This window comes from Candidatus Merdisoma sp. JLR.KK011, assembly GCF_036941125.1.
Taxonomy (GTDB): Bacteria; Bacillota; Clostridia; order Lachnospirales; family Lachnospiraceae; genus Laedolimicola.
Map to the genome: position 1 here is coordinate 641,939 of NZ_JAYWSZ010000003.1, position 20,600 is coordinate 662,538.

The window sequence follows — 20,600 nt, forward strand, 5'->3', positions numbered from 1 at the left end:
TTTAAAAGACAGGTGGTGGCGATGCGTGAGTGAACAGTATTTACTTGAAATGAAAGGAATCCATAAATCCTTCCCTGGCGTCAAGGCCCTTCAGAATGTAGGCCTGCAGTTAAAGGCCGGAGAAGTACATGCACTTCTGGGGGAGAACGGCGCCGGTAAATCCACCCTGATTAAAGTACTGGGTGGTATTTACCATGCAGAAGAGGGAGAGATCTACATAGACGGTCAGAAGGTAACCATCGACGGTGTCGTGGCGGCCCGTGAGGCTGGTATTTCCATAGTGCACCAGGAACTGGTTCTGGTTCCCTATATGACTGTTGCAGAGAATATTTTTCTGGGCCGCGAGCCGGGAAGCAAAATGAATATCAACCGTAAGCAGATGACAGAGGAAGCACAGAAGCTTATGGATACCTATGAGATGAACATCAATGCAGATACATTGGTGGAGCATCTGACCATTGCGCAGCAGCAGATGGTCGAGATTGTAAAGGCAATCTCTTTTAATTCCAAAATTCTGGTTATGGATGAGCCGACCTCCTCCATTTCGGACAAGGAAGTGGGCTTCCTGTTTGAGACCATGCGTGCCCTTACGAAAAAAGGCGTGGGCATTATCTATATTTCTCATAAAATGAGTGAGCTGGAAGAGATTTGTGATCGGGTAACCGTCATGCGTGACGGGGAAACCGTCGGAACCAAGGTGGTGAAGGAGACGACAAAGGATGAGCTCATCGCCATGATGGTTGGACGGGAGCTGACCAATTACTATACACGGGATTATCTAAAGCCGGGAGAGGTGGTGCTTAAGTGCGACCATATCTCGGACAATAAGATGGCAAAGGATGCAAGCTTTGAACTTCGAAAGGGAGAGATTATCGGCTTTGCAGGATTGGTGGGAGCCGGAAGAAGCGAGACCATGAAGGCCGTATTCGGGCTGGCGCCCCATATGTCCGGAGATGTTTATGTGGACGGAAAAAAGGTGCAGATTAAGTCTCCCATAGACGCATTGAAATATGGAATTGCGCTGGTGCCTGAGAGCCGCAAGGAGGAAGGGCTCTACAAGGTACAGAGCGTGCGCTTTAATTCCACCATTGAGGTTCTTTCCCAATTTATCAAAAACTTGGTGGTGAATGGGAAAAAAGAAGAGGAAATCACTCAGAAATACATTGATATGATGGGAACCAAGACCCCCAGCCAGGAGCAGGTCATCGGCAATCTCTCCGGCGGAAACCAGCAGAAGGTTATGATCGGACGCTGGCTTGCCACAGATCCCAGGATTTTGATTCTGGATGAGCCGACCCGAGGCGTGGACGTAGGCGCCAAGGCGGAAATCTACGGGATTATGAACGAGCTGGTAAAACAGGGAATGTCCATCATTATGATTTCATCCGAGCTTCCGGAAATCATCAATATGAGCGACCGGATTTATGTTATGAACGAGGGCCGGGTCACCGGATGCCTGGATCATACGGATGTTACGCAGGAAAAGATCATGCAGCTTGCGGCGAAGTAAGTGCGAAGTGAAGGAGGAGAAGCTATGGCAGCCAGATTAAAAAATGGAATTGTCAGATATTTCAAGGATAATATTGGTATTATAATTGCATTGTTGGTAATGTGCATCTTTTTGGTTGTATTTCCTACTACAAGAGCGACGTTTCTGACCCCGAAGAATGTGTTTAATATTCTTCGTCAGAATGCATCCAACTTATTTTTAGCCACAGGTATGACCATGGTCATTATCTTAGGCGGCATTGAGCTTTCGGTAGGCTCCGTAATTGCCCTTTCCGGCGTTGTGGCGGCGGGCTGTGTGATTAATTTCGGCCTTCCCGAGATCGTAGGTTTTCTTGCGGCCATCGGTGTGGGAGCCCTTGTGGGTATGTTTAACGGCTTTGTTATCTGCAAGACGGATATTCCGCCTTTTATTGTAACTCTGGCATCTATGAACATTACCAAGGGAATTGCGCTGGTGCTTACGGGAGGTTCTCCCATCCGCTGTATGACGGATACCTTTAAGTTCCCGGGAGCCGGCTATGTGGGCCCGGTTCCGACGCCTGTTATCCTGATGATTATTGTATTTATCATTGCGGCGTTTATGATTAACCGGACCCAGCTTGGACGCCACATCTATGCAGTGGGCGGCAATGCCCAGGCGGCGAAGTTTTCCGGCATCAATGTACAGAAGGTAAAGTTTATCGTTTACACCTATACGGGCATTATGTCCGGTATTGCAGGCCTGGTGGTTGCTTCCCGTCTGTATTCCGGCCAGCCTACGGCAGGCGACGGCGCAGAGATGGACGCCATCGCGGCGGTAGTAGTAGGCGGTACTTCCATGAGCGGCGGTTCCGGACGGCTGGGCGGCACTCTGATCGGCGTCCTGATCATCGGTGTGCTGAACAACGGCTTGAACCTGTTGGGCGTGGATTCCAACTGGCAGTATATTGTCAAAGGCCTTGTTATCCTTCTTGCGGTATATGTGGACTTTATCCGTAATAAAAAGGCGGGAAGATAAAACGTACTGGTATACACAAAAGTCTCTGCGGCCTTCGGGCCAAGGAGGCTTTTGTGATGGAGAAGAAGATGAAAAAAACTACCTTAGCAATCGGCTTTGCACTTTGTATTGGCATCTTGACAGGCTGCGGTATGATGAGAGACAATAAGGAAGAGCACGTTCCCCGGGTGTTCGGCGCCACTTATATGACCAGAAACAATCCTTACTTTGACGTGCTCCACGAAGCCATAGAAGAAGGGGTGGAGGGAAACGGGGATATCCTGATTTCCAGAGATCCAAGCCAGGATCAGGAAAGGCAGAACGCCCAGATTATGGAGATGATCGAGGAAGGGATTGAAGTGCTCTTCCTGAACCCGGTAGACTGGGAGAAGGTGAAGCCTGCCCTGGAGGCCTGCCGGGAGGCCGGCGTTGTGGTGATTAACATTGATACGGTCGTAAAGGACAGGGAATATGTAGTTACCGTCATTGAGACGGACAATTACCAGGCCGGCGTGCTCTGTGCGGAGGATATGATGAAGCGGGTGGACAGCGCGCGGATCGTGGTCATAGACAATCCCATACAGACCTCCATTACAAACCGCGTCCAGGGTTTTCTGGACACCATCGCGGGAAATGACAGCTACCAGGTGGTGTACACCCATGCAGGCGCGGGAGAGTTCGAGGTCTCGGCAGATGTGATAGCGGAATTCCTCAAAAAGAACATGGAGTTCAATGTGGTTCTTGGAGGAAATGATCCCAGCGCCCTGGGCGCTCTGGCAGCCCTGCAGCAGTATCACAGGGAGGAAGGGGTTTTGATCTACGGGATTGACGGCTCGCCCGACTTTAAGGCGATGCTGGAGCTTGGGGCCGTGTCGGGAACCAGCGCCCAGAGCCCCAAGACCATCGGCGAGGTAGCAGTAAAGAAGGCGTATGACTATCTGAACGGGATGGAGATAGAACCCTATATCAGCATCGAGCCTTACATGATTACCAAGGAAAACCTAAGCGGCTACGAAATCAACGGCTGGCAGTAAAACAGCAGGGCCCAGGCGGCGCATAGAAGGAATAAGAATTATTATGAGTGACAGTAAAGAACGCTTTGTAACACTGCTCCAGGGGGCAATGCTGATTTTAAATGTATTATGCGTTGCTTTTATCTGCGTGCTGATCTATGTGACTACCGGAAAAATTCTCGCCAATTACGACGCCCGGGAATTTCTCAATTCCATCTCCTCCTTTCCGGAAAGCCCCAAGGAAACTCTCATTATCTGCATGGGCTTTATGGGAGTTCTCATACTGACCTTTCTGGTACGGCACCTCTGGAGGGAGATACCGAACAAATGGAATGTGGCGACACTGATTCTGGATATGTTTGTATGCAGTGCTGTGATTTTTCTGTTGAATTTTAACTACAAAGGCCTTCTGCTTCTTGTTTTTGCCAGTGTGATCGCCTATGTAAAGGACGGCAAGATGAAGCTGGCTTTTGTTGCTATGGCCATTGCAGGCTATCTGGTGGCAGATTATGAGCTGCTGTCCATTTATATGCGGCTTTACAATATTTCCGATTATATTCAGTACTACTCCTACGATACGCAGCAGTACCTGTTCAGCATCTATAATATACTGATATCTCTGAATATGATTTTGTTTATTGTCTACTGTGTCTATGTGATCAATGTCCAGAGGGGCACGATAGAGGAGGTCAACCGTCTCTATCACGAGCTGCAGATTGCGAATGAGCAGCTTCAGGAGTATGCGGATGTGACGGAGCACATGGCACAGACCAAGGAGAGAAACCGTCTGGCCAGAGAGATCCATGACACGCTGGGCCATACCCTTACGGGGATTGTTACCGGACTGGACGCATGCCTGGCTCTGGTTGACGTGTCGCCGGAGCAGACAAGAAAGCAGCTGGCCCTTTTATCAAAGGCGGGGAGAGAGGGGATTCAGGATATCCGGCGTTCGGTGAATGAGCTGCGGCCGGACTCCCTGGAGCGCTTAAGCCTTGAGGTAGCTATCCGGAAGATGGTGACAGATATGAGCAGGGTGTCGGATGTGCGGATCCATTTTAAAACAGAGGAGAAGCATCTTAAATTTGACGAGGATGAGGAGAATGCCATCTACCGGGTGGTGCAGGAGAGCATTACCAATGCAGTCCGCCACGGGAAGGCAAAAGAGATCTGGATTACGCTGGAACGCATCGAGGGTGAGATGCTTCTGACCATCCATGATAACGGAATCGGCTGCAAGGAGATGAAAAGCGGCTTTGGAACAAAGCATATGAAAGAAAGAATCGAAATGCTGCGGGGCACGGTGACTTTTGACGGACAGCACCAGGGTTTTACCGTAACTGCGCATATACCGATTCGCTGGGGGGAGAGCTATGATTAAGATTTTGATTGCAGACGACCAGGAGCTGATCCGGCAGAGTCTTCAGATTGTGCTGGACAGCAAGGAAGGCCTGGAGGTAACGGATGTGGCGGCTGACGGACAGGAGGTCATTCAGTGTATCCGGAAGCAGAAGCCGGATGTGGTGCTGATGGATATCCGGATGCCTAAGATGGACGGGGTACAATGCACAAAGATTATTAAGGAAAATTATCCGCAGATAAAGATTATCATTCTGACAACCTTTGACGATGACGAGTATGTGTATAGTGCACTGAAATTCGGCGCCAGCGGTTATCTGCTAAAAGGCGTTTCCATGGATGAGCTGGAGAATGCTATCCGGACGGTTTACGGCGGCCGGGCTATGATCAATCCGGATATTGCCACAAAGGTGCTGCGGCTGTTTTCACGGATGGCTCAGGGGGATTACACGATTCCTGTGGGGAATAAGGGCGTGAAGGAGCTGACAAAGACGGAATGGAAGATTATTGCCCAGGTTGGGACGGGGGCGGCTAATAAGGAGATTGCGGATACGCTGAAGCTGTCGGATGGGACAGTGAGGAATTATCTGAGTACGATTTTGAATAAGCTGGATTTGAGGGATCGGACGCAGCTGGCTATCTGGGCAGTGCAGACGAATGCGGCGAAGCAGGTGCCGGAGGATTAAGGAGCGGGGGCGGACGGGGCTGCTGCAAGATAAGGCAGCAGTCGTTTCCATATCCTGTGTTCGGACGGTTCGCGTACAGGCTGTCTGCTCTGTGCGTACATTGACTTTGGATGTTTTGGATGCTTTTTGTTTTTTTGTCAATGTGCGCCCATATCAGACAGCCTGTGCGCGAACAGCCGGACACTGGATATTGGAAAAGCCTGCTGCCTTATCTTGCAGCAGCCCCTGGGAGGTGGAGATATGAGGAGTATGAAGGGTTATAGCAGGGTATGGATTGGGCTGGCGGTTTTGGCGGGGGTTGTGATGCTGCTGGGGGTTCGGAATGGGAGGGAGAGGGAGATTGTTCTGGAGTTTGGGATGTTTACGGGGAGTAACTGGGATGTGGCGAATGCGAATAGCTTTGTGATTATTGATAAGGCGATTGCGCGTTTTGAGGCGGAGCATCCGGGGGTGCGTATTCATTATTACAGCGGTGTCTTGAAGGAGGATTATTCGGAGTGGTTTTCGCGGAAGCTTCTGGTGAATAAGGAGCCGGATGTGTTTATGGTGCTGGGGACGGATTTTAATCAGTTTTCTTCTCTGGGGGTGATGAAAAATCTGGATGAGCTGATTCAGCGGGATGCAAAGTTTGATCCGGGGAGGTATTTTTCCAGTGCTTTTTGTACGGGGCAGTATGGGGGTGTTCAGTATGCCCTGCCTTATGAAACGGTGCCGACTCTTATGTTTGTGAATAAGACGCTTCTCACAAAGGAGGGGATTTCTATGCCGGATCAGGACTGGACATGGAAGGATCTCCTTGCTATTTGTGAGAAGGTTACGAAGGATACGGACGGGGACGGTGTTCCGGACCAGTTTGGAATCTATAATTATGATTGGAAAGATGCTGTCTGTTCGAATGGGGCAGAGATCTTTGATTCGGACGGGACGCAGGGGTATTTTACGGACGAGCGGCTGGCGGAATCGGTGAAATATATCCGGGAGTTGAATGAGCTGAACCAAGGGCAGAAGGTGGTGCAGGAGGATTTCAACAACGGAAATGTGGCCTTTATGCCGCTGACGTTTGCGGAGTACCGGACGTATAAAACGTATCCCTATAAAATCAAGCGGTATGCTAATTTTCAGTGGGATTGTATTACGATGCCGGCCGGGACCAAGGGGGATAACCTTTCTCAGGTGGAGACGCTTTTAATGGGCATCAGCGCCAGTACCAGGGAGGAGGAGCTGGCCTGGGAGTTTTTAAAGCTTCTGACTTATGACGAGGAGCTGCAGACGGAGATTTTCCGGTATTCCCAGGGGGCTTCGGTGTTAAAAGCCGTCACACAGTCCAGTGAGATGGAAAGTATTGTCCAGGAGGATATGGAGGAGGGCGATACGGTTATCAGCGGGAAGCTTCTGGGCCGGGTGATTGAGGAGGGGCATATCGAGCCTCAGTTCAAGCGGTATGAGCAGGTCCTTGCCCTGGCTGACAGTGAGATCAGCAATATCCTGGAAAATGACAAAACCTTGGACAGCAGTCTGAAAATTATTCAGAGGACGATCAACAATTATCTGAGGCAGTGACGGATATGCCGCATTACAAAGTATGCGTAACAGTCCGGACAGGCCGGAGGCAGAATCTGCTTCCGGCCTGTTCGAATTGTGCTGCATGCGGCCGGTACCCTGCCTCCCTTGAAAAAACAGGATGTCTATGATAGTATGGAAATACAAAAAATAAGAACTGATATATGAGGGTGAAAGTATGAGTGGAATAAAGGATGTAGCGAAAAGGGCCGGCGTTTCTATTTCAACGGTTTCGAATGTGCTCAATCAATCAAAATATGTCAGTCCTGAGCTGGTGAAGCGTGTGGAGGATGCGGTACGGGAGCTTTCCTATGAGGTGGATCCGATTGCCCGGAGTATGAAGAGTAATAAATCGGGAACCATTGGCGTGATCGTGGAAGATATGTGCGGCGTATTCTATCCCTATGTTGTAAAGGGGATCAATTCCGTGGTGATGGAAAAGGGATATCAGCTGGTTATCTGCGACGCCCAGAGCGTATACGGAGATACCAATGCCATAAGCCGGGAGCGCGAGCTGTTCAAAAAGCTTTTTGCAAGCCGGGTGGACGGGATTCTCTTTGTAACCATGGTACATCAGGATTTGATTGAAAGGCATTTTCACGAGATTCTTGCCCGTTCAAACCAGTCTAAGAAGATTCCGCTGGTGAGCCTGGAGCGTGATTTGACGAAGATCGGGATCGACTCGGTCTATTTTGACGGCTATAATAACGCAAAGATGGCAGTGCAGCATCTTATCGACTGCGGCTGCAGGAAGATTGCGCACATTATGGGGCCGATGATGATGCAGGTTGCCCAGGAGCGTGTGGAGGGGTATAAAGACTGTATCCTGCAGAACGGGCTTTTGGCAAATTGGAATACGCTGATTGAATACGGCGATTACTCCCATCAGAGCGGATATCTGGCTATGAAAAAGCTTTTGGAAAATACGCCGGATCTGGACGGGGTATTCTGCGGAAACGATCAGATGGCAGTGGGAGCCCTGAAGCTTTTAAAGGAATATGGAAAGCGTGTTCCGGAAGACATTAAAGTCATGGGATATGACGATGTGTTCCTGTCCAGTATCATAGAGCCTTCTCTGTCCACCATACACATCCAGAAGACCCACACGGGCATGAAGGCGGCGCAGATGCTGTTCCAGAGGATTGAAAACCCGGATTCCAGCCAGGAGCCGGCAGCGGTAAAGATGGGGGCCAGGCTGGTGGTAAGACGTTCTACCGTGGCGGATTCGGAGGAAGAGTGGATCTTTGTAGATTGGTGAGACTGGAATAGGCGGCATCTATGTAGAAGGGTAAAACAGGCCCTTTGTAAAAACGTTTTTCTGATATTTAGAGGCTGTAGGAAAAGATATCAGAAAAACAGTAAAAAAATCATGTGAAAATAACATAAAAACATTAAAAATACACACAATAAAAACGTTTTTTACAATAAACTGATAAAAAAGTAGAAATAAATCGTGAAAAACACTTGACAAAAACGTTTTTCTGAGTTATTCTATCATTAGAAATTACCAAAAAACAAAAAAGCAACCCATTACGGAAGCGCTTTTTATTTTTGGAAATGAGAAAAACGTTTTTCTAAAAAATAATTTTATAAGGAGAGGAAAATCTTGGAGAGCACAAAGTACATTCTGGAAGCAAAAGGAATTGACAAGTCTTTTTCCGGAGTAACCGTCCTAAAGGGTGCCGAGCTTTGTATTGTCCCAGGTGAACTTCACGCCCTGATGGGTGAGAACGGTGCAGGCAAGTCTACATTGATGAAGATTATCATGGGCATTTACACAAAGGATGCAGGTACGGTAGTCCTGGACGGCAGGGAGACAGATTTTAAATCCGCCAGAGATGCATTGGACGCCGGCATTTCGATGATACATCAGGAATTGAGCCCCATTCCTGAGATGACGGTAGCAGAGAACGTATTTCTGGGAAGAGAACAGAAAAAGTTTAAGGGTCTGCCCTTTGTAGACAAGAAAGAATTGAACCGGATGACCCAGGAGCTGCTGGAGGAATTTGAACTTTCAGAATTCATCAGGCCGGACATGAAGATGAAGGATCTGAACATTGCACAGATTCAGATGATGGAGATTATCAAGGCCATCTCCTACAATTCGAAGGTCGTTATCATGGATGAGCCGACTTCGTCTCTTTCCGAGAAAGAGACAGAGACACTGTTTCGGATCATAGCAAACTTAAAAGAAAAGAAAATCGGGATTATTTACATATCTCACCGTATGGAAGAGGTTTTCGAGCTTTCGGACCGGATTTCCGTACTCCGCGACGGACAGTTTATCGGCTGCGTCAATACAAAGGAAGCCTCCAGAGAAGAATTGATTAACATGATGGTTGGACGTGAACTGGAAGGCGGCTATCCGCGCAATACGGCGGAAAAAGGCGATGTAGTTCTGGAACTGAAGAATTTCACCCGCAAAGGCGTGTTTGAAAATGTAAACTTAAGTGTACATGCAGGAGAGATTCTCGGCATGGCCGGGCTGGTAGGCGCAGGGCGGAGCGAGGTGATGCGGGCTCTTGTAGGGTATGACCGCCTGGATTCCGGCGAGGTGATCCTGGAAGGCAGAAAAGTTGACATCAAGCATCCCAAGGATGCAGTAAGGAATCATATTATTATGGCTTCCGAGGATCGGAAGGAGCTGGGCCTGGTTCTCTGCAGAAGCATTAAGGAAAATGTTTCCCTGCAGAATTTTGATAAGCTGGCAAACGCTTCCTTTATCAATAAAGGGACAGAGCGGAAGCTGGCGGATGACTACACCCGGCAGATGGCTACCAAGATGAACGGCATTGAGGATATGGTATCCAGCTTGTCCGGAGGAAACCAGCAGAAAGTGGTACTGGCCAAGTGTCTGCTGTCCGACCCCAAGGTTTTGATTATGGATGAACCGACGAGAGGTATTGACGTAGGCGCAAAGGCGGCCATCTACCATATTATGATTGAACTGGCAAAGCAGGGGATCGCAATCATAATGATTTCTTCTGAGCTGCCTGAATTGATTGGAATGAGCGACCGGGTTATGGTTATGTCCGGCGGAAAAGTAACAGGTGTGCTGGAGGGCGAGGAAGCTGCTTCCCAGCAGGAAATTATGAATTTAGCGTTTGGAGGAAAGTAAAATGACACAGAAAAAAGATATGGGAAAAATACTTAGACAATTTGGCCTGATATTTGTAGCCCTCTTTATTATCCTTGCAATGAGCTTCGTGTCTCCGGTATTTTTGACAAGCCAGAATATCACCAATATTTTGAGACAGATTTCTCTGAATGGCATCCTTTCCATAGGAATGACCTTTGTAATCCTTACCGGAGGCATTGACTTGTCGGTAGGCTCCGTAATCGCTATCACAGGTGTTATCAGCGGCTCCCTGATGGCAAATGGATGCAACTGGTTTGTGGCTTGTATTGCAGCTCTGGTTTGTGCTCTCATCTGCGGCTTTGTGAACGGCTGGCTCATCTCCTACATTGAATTCCAGCCTTTCATCGCAACACTGTCTACCATGACCATTGGAAGCGGTATCGCCCTTGCGTATTCGAACGGCAAGCCCTACACCATCTCGGATCCCTCTTTTATCAAGATTGGCCAGGGAACCGTAGCGGGAATTCCGATTCCGATTATCCTGTTGTTCATCTTCTGCGCAGCAGGCCTGGTTATCCTGAACATGACCACCTTTGGCCGCTATGTATTTGCAATCGGCGGCAATAAGAATGCGGCAAAGCTCTCCGGTGTACGGACCCGTGTTGTTCAGTTGGCCGTGTATGTGATTTCTTCTGTCTGTGCATGGATGGTGGGCCTCATACTGGCGGCGCGTATCAGCTCCGGCCAGCCTATCGCGGGGGAAGGTTATGAGATGGACGCCATTGCGGCAACGGCTATCGGCGGAACGAGTATGAGCGGCGGTATCGGCTCTCTGTCAGGAACCATGTGCGGCTTTGTCCTCCTTGGACTTTTGAGCAACTCTATGAACCTGATGAATATTAACTCTTTCTACCAGAAGATGGTAAAGGGCCTTCTGATTATCCTGGCCGTATTCCTGGATATGAGAACCAAGGGCAAGAAGGACTGATAAAAAGAACACGCACACCAAACGTATGAAAACTGCCTTCAGCCGGGACTGTGGGCTGGCAAAAGACAGTTTTTAATAAAAAAACCTACATAATTAAAGGAGGAACAAAAAATGAAGAAGAAAACAATTGCACTCTTACTGGCGGCTGCAATGACACTGGCAGGCTGCGGCGGCAAGGCGGAGGCTCCTGCAAGCACAGGCGGAGACGATGCGGGAACCGAGGCGCCGGCAGAGACAGGCGGAGACGACGCAGAAGCTCCTGCGCAAAGTGGGGCAAAGGACAATGCAGACATTACCATCGGATTCTCTTCCAAGGATAATTCCGATACCTTCGTAGCAGCAATCGCTGACGCGGCACAGGCACGTGCTGACGAGCTGGGCGTAAAGCTGGTAATGTATGATGCAGGCGGCGATGTAAACAAGCAGATCAGTGATGTTGAGACTATGATAGCCCAGAAGGTGGACGCAGTCATCGTAATTCCCCAGAGCGTAGAGGGAAGTGCGCCGGTAGTAGGCAAGTGCAATGACGCCGGTATCCCCATCATCATTGATAATGGCGATATTGCAGACACCAACTTCACTGCATTTGTAGGCTGTACGGATCAGGAATCCGGTGAGATCCTGGGCCAGTGGTTTGTTGACAATGTAGAGAAAGGCTCTAAGGTTTGTATCATTGAGGGACCCATGGGACAGTCCGGACAGGTTGGTCGTTATGCAGGATTCGAAGCGGTAGGAATGCTGGAGCACTTTGAGGTACTTTCCACTCAGACAGCAAACTGGAAGCGTGACGAAGCTATGGCGCTTGTAGAAGACTGGATTACACAGTACGGCGAGGATCTGAAGGCGATTATCTGCGAGAATGACGATATGGGACTTGGCGCCCTTTCTGCCTGCAAGGCAGCCGGAAGAAGCGACATCGTTGTGGGCGGCGTAGACGGACTGGACGATGCAGTTGCAGCAGTTAAGGCCGGCGAGTATGGAATCAGCGTTCTTCAGGATTCCCAGGGCCAGGGCGCTGTAGGCGTTGACGTGGCGCTGCAGATTATCAAGGGCGAGGAGTACGAGAAGGATACACGTATCCCCTTCCGCGCAATCACGGCTGAGAACGTAGACGCTTACCTTGAGGGCGGCGTAGACGCTATCTCCGAATAAATATTGCGGTAAAAGGAAAAGGCGCCGCTGGTAAAGCAATGAATCAGAGGGCTTTGCAGCGGCGCCCTTATTCTATCCAATTCTAAGAAAAAGGAGCTGATGACATGTTAAGAAATATTCCAAAAGTCCTTCCGCCAGAGCTGGTAAAATGCATGATGGAAATGGGGCATTCCGATGTATTGATTCTGGCAGATGCCAATTTCCCGGGAACAGCCCATGCAAAGCGGATGATCCGTATGGACGGTATCCGGATCCCAGAGCTCTTAGAGGCAGTGCTCAAGCTGTATCCTTTGGATAACTTTATTCCCAATCCAGTCCGTCTGATGAGAAATCTTCCTACGGAGCCAGTCCCGGAGATTTGGGAAACCTATCGGGAACTGCTGAAGAAGTATGACAAAGACGATGCGTTCCATGAATTTGACTTTATTGAACGGCTGCCCTTTTATGAGGACGCAGAAAAGGCATATGTGATTGTCCAGACAGGGGATGAATCCCGGTATGCCAACATTATACTTCAGAAGGGAATTTGTTAGAGGCGGCGTATGAATTATCAGGAAGAAAAAAAATATATCGGCCACAGAGATCAGCTGATTCGGGTAAAGCGCATCCGGATGCAGGAGGGAAAAGCCGGGGGCGTGGAGCTTCTGGATGTGCAGAACCGTTCGGGGATGCATTTTGATGTAAATATAAGCAGGGGAATGGACATTCCCTATCTGGATTTCTGCGGAGAGAACGTAGGGTTTATCTCTCCCTGCGGCGTGGTTGCCCCGGAATATTTTGACGATCAGGGACTTGGCTTTTTAAAGAGCTTTACCGCAGGCTTTCTGACTACATGCGGACTGAAGCTGGCGGGAGCCCCCTGTGAATATGAGGGGCAGTCCTACGGGCTTCACGGGAATATTTCCCATACTCCGGCGGAGGACGTGAGCTGCCGGGTGGAGGAGGGAGAGACGCCCTGCGTGGCTATCCGGGGAACCGTAAGGGATGCCGTTATCTTTGGGGAAAAGCTGAGACTGGACAGAGAGATTCGATGCTTTTATAAGGAACGGAAATTCACCCTTCACGATAAGGTGACAAACGATGGATACAAAAAGGCCAGGCATATGATCCTTTATCACTGCAATATCGGCTACCCAGTTCTCTCCCCGGACAGCGAGGTGTACATTCCGGCCCTTGAGACAAAAGCCAGGAACGCCCACTCGGAAGAGGGAATTGCCGACTGCAGAAAGACGGAACCGGCCGATCCGTTCTATGAGGAGATGTGCTACTACCACACCTTAAAGCCCGATGACAGGAACCACGGGACAGTGGCTGTCTACAATCCCAAACTGGAACTGGGCATTGCCATTGAGGTGGATCTGGGCACCCTGGATCACCTGGTACAGTGGAAGATGATGGGTGCGGGCGATTACGTGATGGGCCTTGAGCCGGGCAATTCCACCATTGACGGCATCGAGGATGCGGTTGCCAACGGTTCTATGAAATACCTGGAGCCAGGGGAATCTGTAGACTATCACCTGACCTTCCATATTTTAAAGGGCAGGGAAGAGTTTGAGAACATAAAGGAAAAATAAAAATAAAGGAGACGGACTGAAATGACAGAAAAAGAATTAACCATTAAAGCAGGCGAAGATCTGGATATGCGTCTGGCCGAGGCAAAGAAAACAGGAAATCTGGTTGTTCAGAATGCAACCGAGGATGAGAGCGTAATCCGGGAGACCTTCAAGAAGGGCGAGGGAATCCTCCGCCTCTTCCCGGCATTCGTTCCGAGAAGATTCGGAAAAGCGGGCCGCAGGCTGAAGCTGCATCCGGACGATTACTTTGCATTCGGAATGGCAAGGGGTTCCATCACAGAGCGCTGGTTTGCATCCACCATTGCAGCCCAGAACGGCGAGCTTGCCAAAGCAGACGAGGGGATGGCTTACGTATGCGTAGACTACGGCAGCGACGAAAAGTTTTCCCTGCGCATGGCAGTGAAGGTTCTGGGAGAGGAGATCGTGGGAAAAGAGCTCATGGAGAAATACAACGGCTGGCCCATGTACTCCAAGTTCTTTGACAATGAAAATCCGCTGTTCCACCACCTGCACCTGGGCTTCGAGGATGCGGCGCGGGTAGGGAAGCTTGGAAAGCCCGAGTGCTACTACTTCCCCAAGCAGCTGAACAATTACTTTGGCGAGGCCAATTATACATACTTCGGATTTGACCCAGATATGGATCCCGAAGAGGTGAAGGAGAGGATCCGTCATTTTGCAGACGATGATACGAGAATCACGGATCTGTCCAGAGCTTACCGCATTGAGCTGGGAACCGGCTGGTATACGCCTGCGGGAGTGATCCATGCGCCGGCTTCCGTACTGACCTACGAACCGCAGTGGAATTCCGATGTGAACTCTGTATATGAGAACATTGTATCCGGAGAGGTTTATCCGCCGGAGATGCTGGACGAGGAGCTGCCGGAAGGACAGAAGGATGTGGAAGACGTATTTAAGCTTCTTGACTGGGAGAAGAACGTAGATCCTCATTATAGAAAGCATTACTTCCGCAGACCCATTGTGGAGACCAAGACAGAGCAGTATGTCCAGAAATGGATCACCTACGGGAATCCGTACATTGCAGCAAAAGAACTGACGGTAAATCCCGGCGAGACGGTAACCATAAAGGACGGCGCCGCTTACGGCTGTATCTTTGTACAGGGCCATGGCAGATTCGGCGTTTATGACTGCGAGGCTCCCACCCTGCTTCACTTTGGACAGCAGAGCTCCGACGAGTTCTTCGTATCCGAGAAGGCGGCTGTGGAAGGCGTAGTCATTACCAACACAAGCAAGGTAGAGCCTTTGGTTGTACTGAAGCACTTCGGCCCCAACTGCCCGGGCGTTCCCCAGGCGGAAGAGGACTAAAATATAAGAGCTTAAGCATTCGCTTAGCTTGTTAGATCCACTGAATGAGGGAAGAGAGATCCCATGAAAAGAAGCTCGGGATATCAAAAGAATGGGCGATATTCCGGGCTCTTTTCCTACATGGAAGTGAAGGTGAGACTTATGAGATATTTACTGGGAATTGATAACGGCGGAACCTTTTCTAAGGCGGCTGTATTTGATGAGGACGGAAAGCAGATTTCCGTGGCCAGTGTTCCTACGGTTACGCTGACGCCTAAGCCGGGATATACAGAAAAGGATTTGGATGAGCTTTGGGAAGTGAATGCCCAGGCTGTCCGCACAGCCATTGAAAAGAGCGGTATTGATCCGAAGGACATTGCAGGCGTATCTTTTTCGGGAGCCGGCAAAGGCCTATATCTGATTGGGCATGACGGAAAGCCCTCTTACAACGGTATTATGTCGACTGATACCAGGGCGTGGGCCCAGGCAGAGCGCTGGTATCAGGACGGCACCAGCAAAAAAGTATACGAGAAAACATTTCAGGAAATTCTGGCAGTACAGCCGGTGAGCCTGCTGGCCTGGTTTAAGGAGAATCAGCCGGAGGTTCTGAAAAATACGAAATACATTTTTGCGGTAAAGGATTATATCCGCTATATGCTGACCGGGGAGGCCTACAGCGAGTACACGGACTGCTCCGGAGGCAATCTGGTGAATATGGTGACCGGACAGCACGACAGAGAGCTGATGGCCCTTTACGATCTGGAGGAATGCTACGAGAAGCTTCCGCCCCTGCGTCATTCGGCTGATCTCTGCGGCTGCGTGACCAGGGAGGCAAGTGAACAGACGCTGATTCCGGAGGGAACCCCTGTGGCGGCCGGTATGTTTGATGTCAATGCCTGCGGCATTGCCTCCGGCCTGTCTGACGAAGAGCAGATGTGCATGATTGCGGGAACCTGGAGCATCAATGAGTTTATCGGAAAGAAGCCGGTAACAAACGGAACCGTAGCTTTAAACTCGATGTTCTGCATACCCGGATATTATCTGATTGAGGAGAGCAGCCCTACCTCTGCCGGAAACATGGAATGGTTTATCCAAAATCTGATGAATGATGAGAAAGAAAAGGCAAAGAAGAGCGGCGGTTCCATATATGATATTACCAATGAGTGGGTGTACTCCATTGAACCGAAGGACAGTCAGATTATTTTCCTGCCCTTCTTAAACGGCTCCAATGAGGATGCCCTGGCCAAGGGAACCTTTGTAGGGCTGACTGCCTACCATAGCAAGAAGCACATGCTCCGGGCAGTCTATGAGGGAATCGTATTCTCTCATGTAACCCATGTAAAGAAGCTTCTTCGGAACCGGGAAACGCCCAAAAGCATCCGTCTCTCCGGCGGAGCGGCCAACTCGGATGTATGGGTGCAGATCTTTGCGGATGCTCTGCAGATCCCCATTGACGTGATTGCAGACAAAGAGCTGGGGGCCCAGGGCGCAGCCATCGCGGCGGGGATTGCGGCTGGAATCTATCCGGATTACCAGGAAGCCATCCGGCGCACGGTGACGATTACCAAGACGATCTATCCAAGGCCTGAATACAAGGAGATCTACGAGGAGAAGTATGCTACATACAGGGCGGTGATTGACGGGCTTAGCAGCGCCTGGGAGAGATTTAAAAACTAAACATGGAAAATCCTGGAGGAATAATAGATGATAAAAATGGCAATTTTGGGAGCCGGCGCCATTGCGAATAAAATGGCGGCGACCATTACAAAGATGGATGAGGTTGAGGCATATGCCATTGCGGCCAGAGATCTGGACAGGGCGCAGGCATTTGCAGAAGCGTATGGTTTTACAAAGGCATATGGATCCTATGAGGAAATGCTGGCAGACGAGGCGGTGGATCTGGTTTATGTGGCAGTTCCCCACTCTCATCATTACAAAATGACGAAGCTGTGCCTGGAGGCCGGGAAGCATGTTCTCTGCGAGAAAGCCTTTATGGTAAATGCGGAGCAGGCCAGGGACGTCCTGGCTCTGGCGAAGTCAAAGAAGCTGCTTTTGACGGAAGCTATCTGGACCAGATATATGCCCTCCAGAAAGATCATTGATGATATTATCGCAAGGGGAGAGATTGGAGAAGTAACCTCCCTCACTGCCAACCTGGGCTATGAGTTAAGCCAGATTAAGCGTATCTGGGATCCGGCTCTGGCAGGAGGCGCCCTTCTGGACGTAGGGGTGTACCTGGTGAATTTCGCCCGTATGGTATTTGGGGAAGACATGACCAGCGTCTCATCCTATGCGGTATTTAAAGACGGCGTAGATATGATTGACAGTATTGTGATGACCTTTGAGGGCGGAAAGACAGCTACCATGCAGTGCAATGTAAATGCAGTTTTGAACCGCACAGGCTGCATCTTCGGGACAAAGGGCTATCTGGAGATCACCAATATCAATAATCCGGAGGAGATTAAGGTATATAATGAGGAATACCAGGCGGTCAGGACCTATGCCGTCCCGGAACAGATAACCGGTTACGAGTATGAGGTAGAAGCCTGTGTCCGTGCCATTGAAAGCGGCAGTCTGGAATGTCCGCAGATGCCCCACGCAGAGACCATACAGGTCATGGAGATTATGGACGGAATCCGCAAAAGCTGGGGGTACGAGATACCGGTACTGGAATAAATCCTTAGACTTATAAAAGCTGAAAATGCTCTTTTTGCAGGGAAAATGAAATTTCTGCAAGAAGAGCATTTTTTTAAAAATTTGGAAAAAATTACTACAAATGAATGGAAAATTCCTTGTCAAATATTGCCGAAATCTGCTATAATGAAAAATACGATTTTATTATTTCATAATGGGGGTAATATTAAGATTTTGCAAATCGAAACAAAGCAGAACATTGCGGAAAGGAAAGGAACTGAATGAAGAAATGGGACAAAAATATTCAGCATGACATTAAAGAAGGCATTCTTCAAGGGCCGGGTGTCCGAAAACTGGGGGAAGACACCTGTTTTACAGTCGCAGTACCGGATAAAAAAACCTGCAGTTTATTGCTTTACAGAAAAGGAAGAAAAGAGCCGGAGGCCGCTATTTCCATGGAGGGTTCTGGGCAGTACGGAGATTTGCGCTCTGTGCTGGTGAAGGGTCTGCCGGCAGACAGATACGAATATAATTATGAGATTGAAGGAAAGGTGGTTACGGATCCTTACGCCTGCCGGATAGCGGGCAGAGAGAGCTTTGGAAAGCCTGTGAAGGAGGAAGAGCTGAGGGGAAGAATCTGCCCCGGCGTCTTTGACTGGGAAGGGGACAGGCCCCTTCGTCTGCCTTATGAGGAGGTTGTGGCTTACGCAGCCCATGTGAGGGGCTTCACAAAGCATGGAACCTCCCGGGTGAAGGCAAAAGGAACCTTTGCGGGACTTCAGGAAAAGATTCCTTATCTAAAAGAGCTTGGCATCAATCAGCTTGAGCTGATGCCTGTATACGAATTTTCCGAGCTTGCCTCTATGGACAGCCCGGAGCTTAAGAAATATGCGCCTTTGGACGGAGGAGAGACACGGATTAACTATTGGGGCTATTCTCCTAAGGCATATTATTTTGCCCCCAAGGCTTCTTATGCGGCTTCGGACAATCCGGTGCAGGAGTTAAAGGAGCTTGTGAAGGAGCTTCACAAAAACGGAATAGAGCTTATTCTGGAATTTTATTTTCCAAAGGGGACAAAGGCCTCCCTGGTACTGAGCTGCATCCGGTACTGGGTGGTGGAATACCACATTGACGGCGTACATATCAACCGGGACAATGCCCCAGTGGAGGCTCTGGCCCAGGATCCGCTCCTGAGCCATACGAAGATTCTCAGCGAGTGCTTTGCCCTGGATGAGATTTATGAGGAAAAGGCCGTGCCGGCTTTTCGGAATCTGGCGGAGTACAACGACGGCTTTATGCTGGATGCCAGACGCTTTTTAAAGGGCGACGAGGGGCAGCTTGCCGCTGTCACCAGCCGGGCAAGGCGTAATCCGGCGCGGCACGGGGTTATCAATTATATGGCCAATCACAACGGATTTACACTGATGGATCTGGTGTCCTATGACGAGAAGCACAACGAGGCCAACGGGGAAGCCAACCGGGACGGCTCCAGCGTGAATTACAGCTGGAACTGCGGGGAGGAGGGGCCGAGCCGGAAAAAGCGGCTGTTAAAGCTTCGGAGCCGCCAGCTGCGCAATGCTTTTGTCATCCTTCTGCTGAGCCAGGGAACCCCCCTGATCTATGCGGGGGACGAGAGGGGCAATTCCCAGTCCGGCAACAACAATGCCTGGTGCCAGGACAATGAGATTTCCTGGATTCCCTGGAAGACGGGGAAGCAGCAGACAAAGCTTTTGGAATTTGTAAAAGGGCTCATTGCCTTCCGCAAGGCCCATCCGGTGTTCCGCCAGAGCCGGGAGCTTCAGATGATGGATTATCTTTCCTGCGGTTATCCCGATGTATCCTACCACGGAAAGCAGGCATGGTTCGCAGATTTTGAAAATTACAGCAGAAGCGTAGGTATTCTGTATGCCGGCGGTTATGCGGAGGCCGAAACGAAGGAAGAGGAGAAGGACGATTTCTTCTATGTCGCATATAATATGCATTGGATGCCCCATGAGTTTGCCCTGCCCGGGCTTCCGGGGGACCGCAAGTGGCGGATTGCGCTGGATACGGGACTGGAAGGGATGGACGCCATTTCTGCGGAGGGGCAGGAAGTGATTCTTAAAGAGCAGCGGCAGGTTACGGTGCCGGAGCGCACGATCCTGGTGCTGGCGGGAAAGTAGAGATATGAAGGCTTGGAAGCATTTTTGCACTATCACGCGCCATAGGCTGCTTGTGATGAAATACTGCTTTAAAATCGGTCTTTACCGGCAGGGGCTGACCCATGATTTGTCAAAATATTCCCCGGCAGAGTTTGTGCCGGGGTGCCGGTATTACCAGGGTTATCGAAGCCCTAACAATGCGGAGAGGGAGAGCAGAGGCTATTCCTCGGCATGGCTTCATCACAAAGGGCGGAACAAGCACCACTATGAGTATTGGATTGATTACAGCTTAAAGACGGGCAGAGGGCTGGCCGGAATGAAGATGCCGGCAAAGTATGTGGCGGAGATGATGATGGACCGCATAGCGGCCTCCCGGATCTACAAGGGAAACGCCTACGATCAGCATGCGCCGCTGGCCTATTATGAACAGGGAAAGGAAGCCTATGTGATCCATGAGGAGACGAAGGCTCTTTTGGAGTACCTGCTTCGTATGCTGTCAAGGCAGGGAGAGGAGAAAACCCTTGCATATATCCGTCGAAATCTGGTGGGAAAAAAAGAATATCCAAATTTGAAGAAAAAAAGAGGGAATTGAGAGCGGACGCAGAATAGATATAATAGAGGCAGTTTTAG

At 49.9% G+C, this 20,600-nt stretch carries 17 protein-coding genes; all 17 read left to right on the forward strand.

From position 1 onward, the window contains the following. Positions 1 to 25: 25 nt before the first annotated feature. Positions 26 to 1,510: a sugar ABC transporter ATP-binding protein gene (locus VV089_RS04000; RefSeq protein WP_172540429.1), complete on the forward strand. Its 1,485-nt coding sequence runs from the start codon at positions 26 to 28 to the stop codon at positions 1,508 to 1,510. A 24-nt stretch (positions 1,511 to 1,534) separates the two neighbouring features. After that, positions 1,535 to 2,506, forward strand: coding sequence for an ABC transporter permease (locus VV089_RS04005; protein WP_172540430.1), 972 nt, complete (start codon positions 1,535 to 1,537; stop codon positions 2,504 to 2,506). Between the two features lie 56 nt (positions 2,507 to 2,562). Continuing rightward, positions 2,563 to 3,519, forward strand: a complete 957-nt coding sequence (locus VV089_RS04010) for a sugar ABC transporter substrate-binding protein (protein ID WP_334335039.1) — start codon at positions 2,563 to 2,565, stop codon at positions 3,517 to 3,519. 43 nt (positions 3,520 to 3,562) lie between these two features. Beyond that, positions 3,563 to 4,876, forward strand: coding sequence for a sensor histidine kinase (locus tag VV089_RS04015; RefSeq protein WP_172540431.1), 1,314 nt, complete (start codon positions 3,563 to 3,565; stop codon positions 4,874 to 4,876). Further along, positions 4,869 to 5,540, forward strand: a complete 672-nt coding sequence (locus VV089_RS04020; RefSeq protein ID WP_334335040.1) for a response regulator transcription factor — start codon at positions 4,869 to 4,871, stop codon at positions 5,538 to 5,540. Before VV089_RS04015 ends, VV089_RS04020 begins: the two co-directional genes overlap by 8 nt. A 240-nt stretch (positions 5,541 to 5,780) precedes the next feature. Further along, entirely contained in the window at positions 5,781 to 7,100 is a 1,320-nt protein-coding gene (locus VV089_RS04025; RefSeq protein ID WP_334335041.1) for an ABC transporter substrate-binding protein, read from the forward strand. 178 nt (positions 7,101 to 7,278) lie between these two features. Beyond that, complete coding sequence (locus VV089_RS04030; protein WP_172541166.1) at positions 7,279 to 8,358, forward strand: LacI family DNA-binding transcriptional regulator; 1,080 nt, start codon at positions 7,279 to 7,281, stop codon at positions 8,356 to 8,358. A gap of 348 nt (positions 8,359 to 8,706) precedes the next feature. Further along, positions 8,707 to 10,218 (forward strand): sugar ABC transporter ATP-binding protein, encoded by a 1,512-nt coding sequence (locus tag VV089_RS04035; protein ID WP_172541167.1) that lies wholly within the window; start codon positions 8,707 to 8,709, stop codon positions 10,216 to 10,218. Between the two features lies 1 nt (position 10,219). Then, on the forward strand, positions 10,220 to 11,167 hold the full coding sequence (locus VV089_RS04040) for an ABC transporter permease (protein WP_334335042.1): 948 nt from the start codon (positions 10,220 to 10,222) through the stop codon (positions 11,165 to 11,167). Between the two features lie 111 nt (positions 11,168 to 11,278). Beyond that, positions 11,279 to 12,319, forward strand: coding sequence for a substrate-binding domain-containing protein (locus VV089_RS04045; protein ID WP_172541169.1), 1,041 nt, complete (start codon positions 11,279 to 11,281; stop codon positions 12,317 to 12,319). A gap of 104 nt (positions 12,320 to 12,423) precedes the next feature. After that, positions 12,424 to 12,852, forward strand: coding sequence for an RbsD/FucU family protein (locus tag VV089_RS04050; protein WP_172541170.1), 429 nt, complete (start codon positions 12,424 to 12,426; stop codon positions 12,850 to 12,852). Between the two features lie 9 nt (positions 12,853 to 12,861). After that, entirely contained in the window at positions 12,862 to 13,893 is a 1,032-nt protein-coding gene (locus tag VV089_RS04055) for an aldose 1-epimerase family protein (RefSeq protein WP_334335043.1), read from the forward strand. Between the two features lie 21 nt (positions 13,894 to 13,914). Then, positions 13,915 to 15,216: a hypothetical protein gene (locus tag VV089_RS04060; protein WP_334335044.1), complete on the forward strand. Its 1,302-nt coding sequence runs from the start codon at positions 13,915 to 13,917 to the stop codon at positions 15,214 to 15,216. A 141-nt stretch (positions 15,217 to 15,357) separates the two neighbouring features. Then, positions 15,358 to 16,872, forward strand: a complete 1,515-nt coding sequence (locus VV089_RS04065; RefSeq protein WP_334335045.1) for an FGGY-family carbohydrate kinase — start codon at positions 15,358 to 15,360, stop codon at positions 16,870 to 16,872. 30 nt (positions 16,873 to 16,902) lie between these two features. Beyond that, a complete protein-coding gene (locus tag VV089_RS04070) occupies positions 16,903 to 17,871 on the forward strand; it encodes a Gfo/Idh/MocA family protein (RefSeq protein WP_334336204.1) in 969 nt (322 codons plus the stop codon). Positions 17,872 to 18,110: 239 nt separating this feature from the next. Further along, positions 18,111 to 19,991 (forward strand): alpha-amylase family glycosyl hydrolase, encoded by a 1,881-nt coding sequence (locus VV089_RS04075; RefSeq protein WP_334335046.1) that lies wholly within the window; start codon positions 18,111 to 18,113, stop codon positions 19,989 to 19,991. Between the two features lie 4 nt (positions 19,992 to 19,995). Then, positions 19,996 to 20,562: a DUF5662 family protein gene (locus VV089_RS04080; protein ID WP_334335047.1), complete on the forward strand. Its 567-nt coding sequence runs from the start codon at positions 19,996 to 19,998 to the stop codon at positions 20,560 to 20,562. Positions 20,563 to 20,600: the final 38 nt, after the last annotated feature.

What these genes read in the sequence shown, in the direction of transcription:
- VV089_RS04005 (WP_172540430.1), top strand. Translation starts at nt 1,535, where the DNA reads ATGGCAGCCAGATTAAAAAATGGAATTGTCAGATATTTCAAGGATAAT.
- VV089_RS04010 (WP_334335039.1), top strand. Translation starts at nt 2,563, where the DNA reads ATGGAGAAGAAGATGAAAAAAACTACCTTAGCAATCGGCTTTGCACTT.
- VV089_RS04015 (WP_172540431.1), top strand. Translation starts at nt 3,563, where the DNA reads ATGAGTGACAGTAAAGAACGCTTTGTAACACTGCTCCAGGGGGCAATG.
- VV089_RS04020 (WP_334335040.1), top strand. Translation starts at nt 4,869, where the DNA reads ATGATTAAGATTTTGATTGCAGACGACCAGGAGCTGATCCGGCAGAGT.
- VV089_RS04025 (WP_334335041.1), top strand. Translation starts at nt 5,781, where the DNA reads ATGAGGAGTATGAAGGGTTATAGCAGGGTATGGATTGGGCTGGCGGTT.
- VV089_RS04030 (WP_172541166.1), top strand. Translation starts at nt 7,279, where the DNA reads ATGAGTGGAATAAAGGATGTAGCGAAAAGGGCCGGCGTTTCTATTTCA.
- VV089_RS04040 (WP_334335042.1), top strand. Translation starts at nt 10,220, where the DNA reads ATGACACAGAAAAAAGATATGGGAAAAATACTTAGACAATTTGGCCTG.
- VV089_RS04045 (WP_172541169.1), top strand. Translation starts at nt 11,279, where the DNA reads ATGAAGAAGAAAACAATTGCACTCTTACTGGCGGCTGCAATGACACTG.
- VV089_RS04050 (WP_172541170.1), top strand. Translation starts at nt 12,424, where the DNA reads ATGTTAAGAAATATTCCAAAAGTCCTTCCGCCAGAGCTGGTAAAATGC.
- VV089_RS04055 (WP_334335043.1), top strand. Translation starts at nt 12,862, where the DNA reads ATGAATTATCAGGAAGAAAAAAAATATATCGGCCACAGAGATCAGCTG.
- VV089_RS04060 (WP_334335044.1), top strand. Translation starts at nt 13,915, where the DNA reads ATGACAGAAAAAGAATTAACCATTAAAGCAGGCGAAGATCTGGATATG.
- VV089_RS04065 (WP_334335045.1), top strand. Translation starts at nt 15,358, where the DNA reads ATGAGATATTTACTGGGAATTGATAACGGCGGAACCTTTTCTAAGGCG.
- VV089_RS04075 (WP_334335046.1), top strand. Translation starts at nt 18,111, where the DNA reads ATGAAGAAATGGGACAAAAATATTCAGCATGACATTAAAGAAGGCATT.
- VV089_RS04080 (WP_334335047.1), top strand. Translation starts at nt 19,996, where the DNA reads ATGAAGGCTTGGAAGCATTTTTGCACTATCACGCGCCATAGGCTGCTT.